Raw genomic sequence first — 8,311 nt, 5'->3', positions numbered from 1 at the left:
ACTTTTTCAACACTCCCGAAACCCGAAGGCCCCGGCGGAGGCGGCTATCTAAGGAATGCCGATCTCCTTGTCAACCAGGCTTTTCAGCCTTTCCGCAAACCCGGAAACCAAAGCTCCCAAATCCACTTCGCCAAGCCCGTCTCCGGCCCCAGCGCCCCGCCCGTTTCCAAGCGAGCGGCGGATATACGGACACCCACCCGAGTCCACAACCCTCAAATGACAGAAATGCGAACTATCTCAACGAACGCGAGTCCGCATCTTGCCTACCCTGCCGCTATATAGGTGCGCAGACTTTCCGCCTCCTGCTTCGCTTCAGCGATCTGGCATTTGACCACGTCGCCGATAGAGACGACCCCGGCCAGCTGGCGTTCACGCAGCACCGGCAGGTGCCGCACGCGGCGATCCGTCATGCGCCCCATCAGCACAGCCACAGTTTCGCCCGGCTCGGCGAAGATCACTTCGGTCGTCATATAATGGGACGTCGGTTGCGACAGAGCCGCGACGCCGTCCCGTGCGACAGCGCGCACTATATCCCGCTCAGAGAGCACCCCGACCACGTCGTCCCCCTGACAGACGATCAGGGCGCCGACGCGTTTGCGGTCGAGTTCGGCGCAGGCCTCGGTCAGGGACGTGTCGGGCGACAGAGTGAAGACAGCCTGCCCCTTGCCCTTGAGTATCTCGGCGACCAGCATGGCGGTTCCTTCCCGTTTCAAGATGGGAGACGACCGCGGACCGGCCGCTACGCCGACAGGATCGCTCAGAGTCCGGCCTGACGCAAATCCAGCCGCGGACCAAAGAGGCGCCCCAAAGGTCCAATCGCCAGGATTCCGACGACGAAGCCGAAAGCGTGTGCTTCCCAGGCGATGCTGGCGCCGGCTGCGCCCGGCGCCAGTCCCACCAGTCCCACGATGAGATTGACGGCCATCCAGGCCGCCGCCTGTTTCAGAACCCCGGATTGGAACAGGGGTAGGACACGTCCGTGTCCCCCCATGAGACGGGTCGCCGCCCCAATCAGCCCGAAGACCGCGCCCGAAGCGCCGACCAGGCTGCTTTCACTCCCCGGATGGCACAGGCCATAGCCGAAAGCCGCCACGACGCCGCTGGCTACATAGAGGGCGATGAAGGCCAACGGGCCGAACCCGCGAGAGAGCAGACGCGCCACCGGCGTGCCAAACGCCAGCGCCCCGACCGCATTCATAGCGACATGCGCCCATCCCCCATGCAGCAACATGGAGGTGAAGAGGCCCGCCCACTGGCCTCGCCACAGATCTGCGGCGCGAAAGGCCATCGACATGCCCTGATCGGGCAAACGCTCCTGAAACCAATAGAGGGCGGGCATTGAGGCGGCGATCAACACCGGCAGAAAGGGCGCGTTGAAGATCCGTTCGCGCGGCGGGTGGATCGGGTCATCGGTAGGGTTCTGCATAGGCGCTTGATGGACAAAGACCGGCGCAATCTCAAGCCGATCTTAAGACCCAGGTTCCAAACTGGCACGCGGGTTGCTTGGCGACCCCGTATCGCCGCTGGGGAATCCTGCATGCTGTTCCAAAGACTGATCCTGACCGTCGCCGCACTGGCCCTGCCCGCAATGGCGGCCGGCGCCGCATCCGCGCAGTCGACGGGTTCGGCCGGCGCTGCGCAGTTCCAGGCCGGCTATGGCGCCTCGCGCTACACCACCGCCCAGGCTTCCAGCGGCTCGACCCGCGACGCCAACGGCAACCGGCTGGTCGTGAACGGCATCATCCAGTCAGGCGCCAGCAGCTATTCCAGTTCGTCCGCCGGCGTGTCCAGCGGCTATGCCGGCGCTGGGTCGTCCAACAATGGCACGGCCATTGGCGGCGCGACCGCCATCGGCAACAGCCTCAACGTCGTGGTCCAGGGCAACCGGAACACGGTCGTGATCAACTCCAACCAGACCAATACCGGCAACATCACTGCCGGCACCGCCCTGAACGGGACCTTGAACTTCTGATGACCCCACATCGCCTCCATCGTCCGTTGCGGGTCGCCGCCGTCCTGACCGCCGTCGCCGGGGTCCTGGCCGGTTGCGCCAGCACGAGCGCCGGCCCCTCGGGCCGTTACGCCACGCCGATCGGCAACGCCCCGGTGACGTCGAACCCGACCCCCTATTCGACCGCGCTCTACTGCCTGGCCGACTATGCGCGTCGCTACAACCTGCCCTCGCCGCGCATGGCGGTCGGCCGGATCAGCGACTACACGGGCTCCATCTCCTCGGACGGCGGGCGCCAGATCACCCAGGGCGCCTCCCTGATGACGAACACCGCCCTGGCCAAGGCCGGCGCGCGCATCGTCGAGCGCTACGACACCTCGGTGTCCGAGCTGGAGTTGCGCTACGCCAACAACAAGCTGATCAGCGACGACCTGCCGAACGGCGCGCCGCAGGACGCCGCCTATCGCCGCATCCTGGCCGGCCAGGTGCCGGGCTCGGACTTCTATGTCGTCGGCGGCATCACCGAGGTGAACTACAACATCCGCTCGGGCGGCTTCGACATCGCCGGCGGCGAGGTCGAACAGAACGGCGGATCGGGCCTGCTGACCGGCAAGGTCTTCGTTATGAACATCGCCATCGACCTGCGCCTGGTGCAGACCACCACGCTCGAGGTCGTCGATGTCGTCTCCTATCAGAAGCAGATCGTCGGTCGCGAAGTGTCGGCGGGCGTGTTCGACTTCCTGAACGGCAACGTCTTCGACATCTCGGCCGGCACCAGCGGCCTGGAGCCGGTTCAACTGGCCGTCCGCGCCCTGGTGGAGCGCGCCACGGTCGAGTTCATGGCCAATCTCTATGGTGCGCCGGGTCCCGAGGTCTGCCTCAACCCCGCCAATGATCCTCTGGGCGACTCTCCCGTCGGCCCGACCGGCGGCTACTACCCCGCCTATGCAAACACGGACACGAACAATGGTCAGACTCGCGCGGATCCGTCTCGCTGGCACGATCGCCGCGACGGCGATGTACGCCGCGGCCGCTACTGAGGTCGCGGCCCAGGACCGCGGTCTGGTCCTGAATGAACAAATTCAGCTCGGCGATATAATCTCCGGGCAGACGTTGAACGTCGTCGACGTCAGCGATCAGGTGACGGCGTCCACCGCCGCCCAGGGCAACAGCCTGGTGGGCGGCGCCGACGGCCAAGCGGTGGACGTCCGCTCGACACAGGACATGCGCGGCGAGTCCTCGGCCTCGACCACCATGACGCTGGGCGGCGACACCAATGGCCTGGTCACCAGCGTCACCCAGGCGCGCGGCAACTATCTGGCCGGCACCGCGACCCGGGCCCAGATGGGCATAGACGCGACGCAGTCCGCCAGCGGCGACGTGACCGCGTCCAGCCTGATCACCGGCCAGGACGCACGGATGGTCGGCGGAGGAACCATCGCTGTCGGCGCCTATGGCAACACCGTCGCACTGGCTGGCAACGGCTCTGGCAGCGACCGCGCCTCCCTGGTCGGCTCCATTGATCAGACCACGACGGGCCAGGTGCGCGCGACCAATCAGGCCTCGCCCCGCTTCGTTCGCGATCCGGCCGACTTCTCCAGCCAGGCTATGGCCAACGCCGTTCAGGCGACCTCTGGCCCATCGACCAACCAGGAACTGGAGGTGCGCCAACGTTCGTCCGGCGCCATGGTCGAGGCTGGCACGGGCATTCATGCCGGCAACGGCTGGAACCTGGCGGCGCGCGCCCATGCGGGCGGCAACCAGGCCAGCTTCTACAATCAGGGCGGCTCGCTGATCACCACCACCGATCAGGACAATAGCGCCCGAATTCGGGGCGCCGTCCAACTCAGCTCCTATGACTTCGGCAAGGCGACCGCCACGGCCAGCGCCGTCGCCAACGACGTCACCGTCGGCAACAACGACATCTATGTCGACATCGACAACACCCAGATGAACACAGGCGGCGTCGAGGCCACGGCCTCGTTCGTCGGTCAGAAGGGTTACGACGCCTATGTCGGGGCCAATGCAGCAGGCAACTCCATCACCGGCTACGCCTGCGCCGAATGCGGCGGCGATCTGAACGCGCGCAATGTCCAGACCAACACGGGCAATGTCAGCGCCATCGCCAATACGACCATCAACGGGAATGGCCGCAATGTCATCGCCGGCGCCAACGCCGTCGGCAACGCAGCGACCTTCTATGTCACACGGACCGGCGGAAATTAACTTTCGGTAACTTGAGACAGTCAAGGACCTTTGTCACTTTGGTCGAACGTGCATATGCCATTGCACGCGACCAACGTGCAGGGCCGCAGTCAGTCCCGGGGGCAGCCTGATCGCACGGTCCGGAGACTATACTGAATGCGATCCCCTCGCCGCCTGCTGCTGCTCGCCGCCTCCAGCCTCGCCCTGCTGGGCGGGGCCGCCCTGCCCGCCGTCGCCCTGACGCCCCCTGCGGTCGTCGTCGCGCAGGACGCTCAACCGTCACAACCCTGGGCTCAGGCCACCAGCGACATCCCCGCCGACTCCAATGTCCGTTTCGGCACCCTGCCGAACGGGATGCGCTACGCCATCTTGAAGAACGCCACGCCGCCGGGTCAGGCCTCGCTGCGGCTGCGCATCGCCGCCGGATCGCTGATGGAGAATGAAGACCAGCTGGGTCTGGCCCACTTCATGGAGCACATGGCTTTCAACGGCACGACCAATGTGCCCGAGAACGAACTGCTGCGTATTCTGGAACGCCTGGGCCTGGCCTTCGGCGCTGACACCAACGCCTTCACCAGCTTTGACCAGACCGCCTATACGCTGGAGCTGCCGCGCACCAATGACGAGACGGTCGACACTTCGCTGCGGATCATGCGCGAACAGGTGTCCGAAGCCCTGATGAAGGCCGAAGACATCGACGCCGAGCGCGGCGTCATCGAGGGCGAAGAACGCCTGCGCAACACCCCCGGCCTGCGCTCGCTGAAAGCCCAGATCGCTCTGCTCGCGCCCGGCCAACGCTTGGCCAATCGCCTGCCGATCGGCGACCTCAGCATCATCCGTTCGGCCCCGCGTGAACGCTTCGTCGAGTTCTACGACGCCTATTACCGCCCCGAACGCGCGACCATGATCGCTGTCGGCGACTTCGACGTTGATCAGATGGAAGCCAAGATCCGCGCAACCTTCGCCGACTGGAAGCCCAAGGCGGCGGACGGCCCCAATCCCGATCTGGGAACCGTCGCTCCGCGCTCGCCCGAGACCCGCATCCTGGTCGAACCCGGCGTCCAGTCGTCGATCCAACTGAACTGGGTCCGCAATCCTGATCTGGACCCCGACACGGTTGCGGAACGTCGCGACAGCCTGCTGCAGAACCTGGGGCTGGCCGTCCTGAATCGCCGCCTGGGCGAAATCGCCCGCGCCGACAACCCGCCCTTCATCCAGGCCAGCGCCGGCAGCGGCAGCCTGTTCGACAGCGTCGACATCGGCTCCATCTCGGCCGCCTTCAATCCAGGCGGCCTGACGCGTGCGCTGGAGACCATCGACCAGGAACAGCGCCGCCTGGTGCAGTTCGGCGTCACCCAGGTCGAACTGGATCGCGAGATCGCCAACAACCGCACGGCGCTGGAAAACGCCGTCCAGGCCGCCGCCACCCGCAGCACGCCGGGGCTGGCCAACGCCCTTCTCGGCGCGGCCAATGATGACCTGGTCTTCTCGGCCCCTGCCACCAACCTGGCCCTGTTCGAAGCGGCGGTTAAGGACCTCAAGGCGACCCAGGTCGACGCCGCCGTCAAGACGGTGTTCGAGGGTCAAGGCCCCCTGGCCCTGGTGATCACGCCGGAAGCCATCGAAGGCGGCGAGGCCGGGGTCACCGCCGCCCTGCAAGCCAGCCGTGCAGTCCCCGTCACAGCCCGCGCCGAACAGGCTGAACTGCAATGGCCTTACGCCGACTTCGGCGCCGCCGCGACGCCCGCCAGCCGTACCGAGGTCGCCGCCGTCGGCGCCACGGTCGTCAACTTCCCCAACGGCGTGCGCCTGACGGTCAAGCCCACAGCCTTCAAGGATCAACAGATCCTGATCTCGGTTCGCACCGGCATCGGTGAAGAAGGCCTGCCCACCGACCGCTTCACCCCGCAGATGCTGGCGCCCATGGTCTTCACCCAGGGCGGTCTCGGCAAGCTGACGGCTGACGAACTGAGCCGCGTTCTGACGGGCAAGATCTACAGCACCGGCTTCGCCATCGACGGCGACGCCTATCAGTTGTCGGGCGCGACCCGTCCGGCCGATCTGCAACTGCAGATGCAGGTGCTAGCCGCCTATCTGACCGATCCCGGCCTGCGCGCCGCGCCGTTCGAGCAGATCAAGGCCTTCTTCCCGCAGATCATCGCCCAACAGATGGCCACGCCCGGCGGCGCCTTCGGCATTCAGGCCTCCGGCCTGCTGGCCAGCGGCGACAGGCGTGAAGCCGTGCCGTCGGCGGCCGAGATCGCCGCCTTCACCCTGGACGACCTGAAGCAGGGCCTGACCCAGGGCCTGTCGTCAGGCCCTATCGACATCGTCATGGTCGGCGACGTCACGGTCGATGACGCCATCAAGACCGTGGCCTCGACCTTCGCCGCCCTGCCCGCCCGCGCCCCGGCCGCCCAGGTGCTGCCGGGTTCGGAGCAACGTCGCTTCCCGGCGCCGACCGCCCAGCCGGTGCGCCTGACCCACACCGGTCCGGCGGAACAGGCCCTGGGCTATGTCGCCTGGCCGACCACCGACGCCGTCGATGACCGCACCGAGGCGCGCAAGGTCAGCATCCTGTCCGAGGTCTTCAAGCTGCGCGTGCTGGAGGAAATCCGCGAGAAGCAGGCCCTGGCCTATTCGCCGCGCGTCTCCTCCTCCTCGTCGGACGTGTTCAAGGGCTATGGCTCCATCTTCGTGATGGCTGAAACGGCGGCCGACAAGATTCCAGCCTTCTACGCCGCTGTGGATGCGATCACCGCTTCGCTGCGCGACGCTCCGGTCAGCGAGGATGAACTGAATCGTGCGCGTCTGCCGGTTATCGAGTCCCTGCGTCGCAGCCAGGCCGGCAACGAGTACTGGCTGGGCCAACTCGAAGACCTGGCCGCCAAGCCGGCTTCGCTGGAACAGATCCAGACCCACATCAGCGATCTGGAATCCTTCACCCCCGCCGACATCCAGGCGGCCGCCCGTCAGTATCTGACGGCGAACACAGCCTGGAAGGCCGAGGTCGTCTCGGACAAGGCTCCCGCCCAGTAAGCCGCGACGTCAGGACGAAAAAGGGGCCCCGATCCGCTGGATCGGGGCCCCAAGTCTTTTGGCCTATCGACGGAGAGTCGATGGACGAAATCTAGTTCAGCCTGCCTGACGCCAGGCTGAACGGCCTATTCAGAAGACCCGACCGCCGACGCCGCCGTCCAGCATGATCACCGCGCCCGAAGCCACAGCCCCGGCCGTCTCGACCATTTCCTCACGATATTCAGTGTAGGATTCCTCGCGGATCATGGTCAGCACCTTCACGCCCGCGCCATAGCGGCGCAGCAGCGAACGCTCGTTGCAGTCCCGCTCCTGTTTCTCGGGACGGCACTCCAGTTGCCCGCCGCGGCCGTACCACAGGGCCTCGCGCTTGTTACAGTTGATCGTCTCGCCCGGACCGCCAGCCTCGTCGGCGATGGTCCATTGCAGCTTGGTGCCGGCGATGCAGCGATAGAGCTCGCCTTCGTAGTCCATGGCCACGTCGCGACCGGGACGGACCTGCGAGGCCGGGTGCGGCACGGCGCGATCGTCGATGCAGACGGCCTGGATGACCACGCGCTTCTCCATGCGACGCGAAGCCGTATAGGGAACGCGGACCATTTCCATGGTCTTGCCTTCAACCGACAGGCCCTGGATCGTGGTGGGATAGGGCTGATCGACGTTGAAGTAGGCGCCGCCGCCACCCCCGACAATCACCGTCGCCCCGCTGCGCGAACCGGCGAAGGCGCGCGCCGTCGCATTGGCGTTCACATTGACGTTCACGTTGACGTTGCCGCCCGAGCCGCAGCAGGGCGGAACGACAGGCGGCTGACAACCTCTAGGACCACAGCCGGAAATCGGAGGCGGCGACGGCGGCTGGCAGCCGCCTCCGCCGCACGGGCCGCCGGGGATCGGAGGCGGCGGCGGAGGCGGCGGCGGCTGGCAGGTATTGCCCCCGCACTGGGCCGCAGCCGTGTCGGCGATCGCCATCAGGCCGACAAAGGCCCCGGCCGCAGCCAGCAAAGTCTTGATCCGCACCCGCATGGGTTGGGCTCCTGCATTGTTCTTCGCCGCCCGCCTTGCAAATCGCGGGCCGGTTCAATTTGCGATGAAACAGCAAAAGCCTTGCGTTTCCGTTGC

7 protein-coding genes are annotated in these 8,311 nt (G+C 66.4%); 4 read left to right on the top strand and 3 right to left on the bottom strand.

Translation table 11 applies throughout. From position 1 onward, the window contains the following. Positions 1-263: 263 nt before the first annotated feature. Together CQ039_RS11350 and CQ039_RS11345 are read right to left on the bottom strand one after the other, a co-directional pair. Entirely contained in the window at positions 264-692 is a 429-nt protein-coding gene (locus tag CQ039_RS11350) for a CBS domain-containing protein (protein WP_105563876.1), read from the bottom strand. Positions 693-757: 65 nt separating this feature from the next. Further along, positions 758-1,426, bottom strand: a complete 669-nt coding sequence (locus CQ039_RS11345; protein WP_105563877.1) for a rhomboid family intramembrane serine protease — start codon at positions 1,424-1,426, stop codon at positions 758-760. 111 nt (positions 1,427-1,537) lie between these two features. Here CQ039_RS11345 and hfaA point away from each other — a divergent pair, with 111 nt between their 5' ends. The 4 genes from hfaA to CQ039_RS11325 all read left to right on the top strand — a co-directional run bounded on the left by hfaA (position 1,538) and on the right by CQ039_RS11325 (position 7,195). Further along, positions 1,538-1,972 carry a holdfast anchoring protein HfaA gene (hfaA, locus tag CQ039_RS11340; RefSeq protein WP_105563878.1) on the top strand — a complete coding sequence of 145 codons (435 nt, stop codon included), beginning with the start codon at positions 1,538-1,540 and terminating at the stop codon, positions 1,970-1,972. Then, positions 1,972-2,991, top strand: a complete 1,020-nt coding sequence (hfaB, locus tag CQ039_RS11335) for a holdfast anchoring protein HfaB (RefSeq protein ID WP_105563879.1) — start codon at positions 1,972-1,974, stop codon at positions 2,989-2,991. The genes hfaA and hfaB overlap by 1 nt, the downstream gene beginning before the upstream one ends. After that, positions 2,918-4,177 (top strand): holdfast anchor protein HfaD, encoded by a 1,260-nt coding sequence (gene hfaD, locus CQ039_RS11330; RefSeq protein ID WP_105563880.1) that lies wholly within the window; start codon positions 2,918-2,920, stop codon positions 4,175-4,177. The genes hfaB and hfaD overlap by 74 nt, the downstream gene beginning before the upstream one ends. A 135-nt stretch (positions 4,178-4,312) precedes the next feature. Continuing rightward, positions 4,313-7,195 (top strand): pitrilysin family protein, encoded by a 2,883-nt coding sequence (locus tag CQ039_RS11325; RefSeq protein WP_105563881.1) that lies wholly within the window; start codon positions 4,313-4,315, stop codon positions 7,193-7,195. Positions 7,196-7,324: 129 nt separating this feature from the next. Here the strand turns inward: CQ039_RS11325 and CQ039_RS11320 are convergent, their stop codons facing one another. Continuing rightward, positions 7,325-8,215, bottom strand: coding sequence for a hypothetical protein (locus CQ039_RS11320; protein ID WP_233190250.1), 891 nt, complete (start codon positions 8,213-8,215; stop codon positions 7,325-7,327). Positions 8,216-8,311 lie beyond the last annotated feature (96 nt).

The organism is Brevundimonas sp. MYb52 (assembly GCF_002979535.1).
GTDB lineage: Bacteria > Pseudomonadota > Alphaproteobacteria > Caulobacterales > Caulobacteraceae > Brevundimonas.
This window is presented reverse-complemented; position numbering and strand designations above follow the sequence as displayed.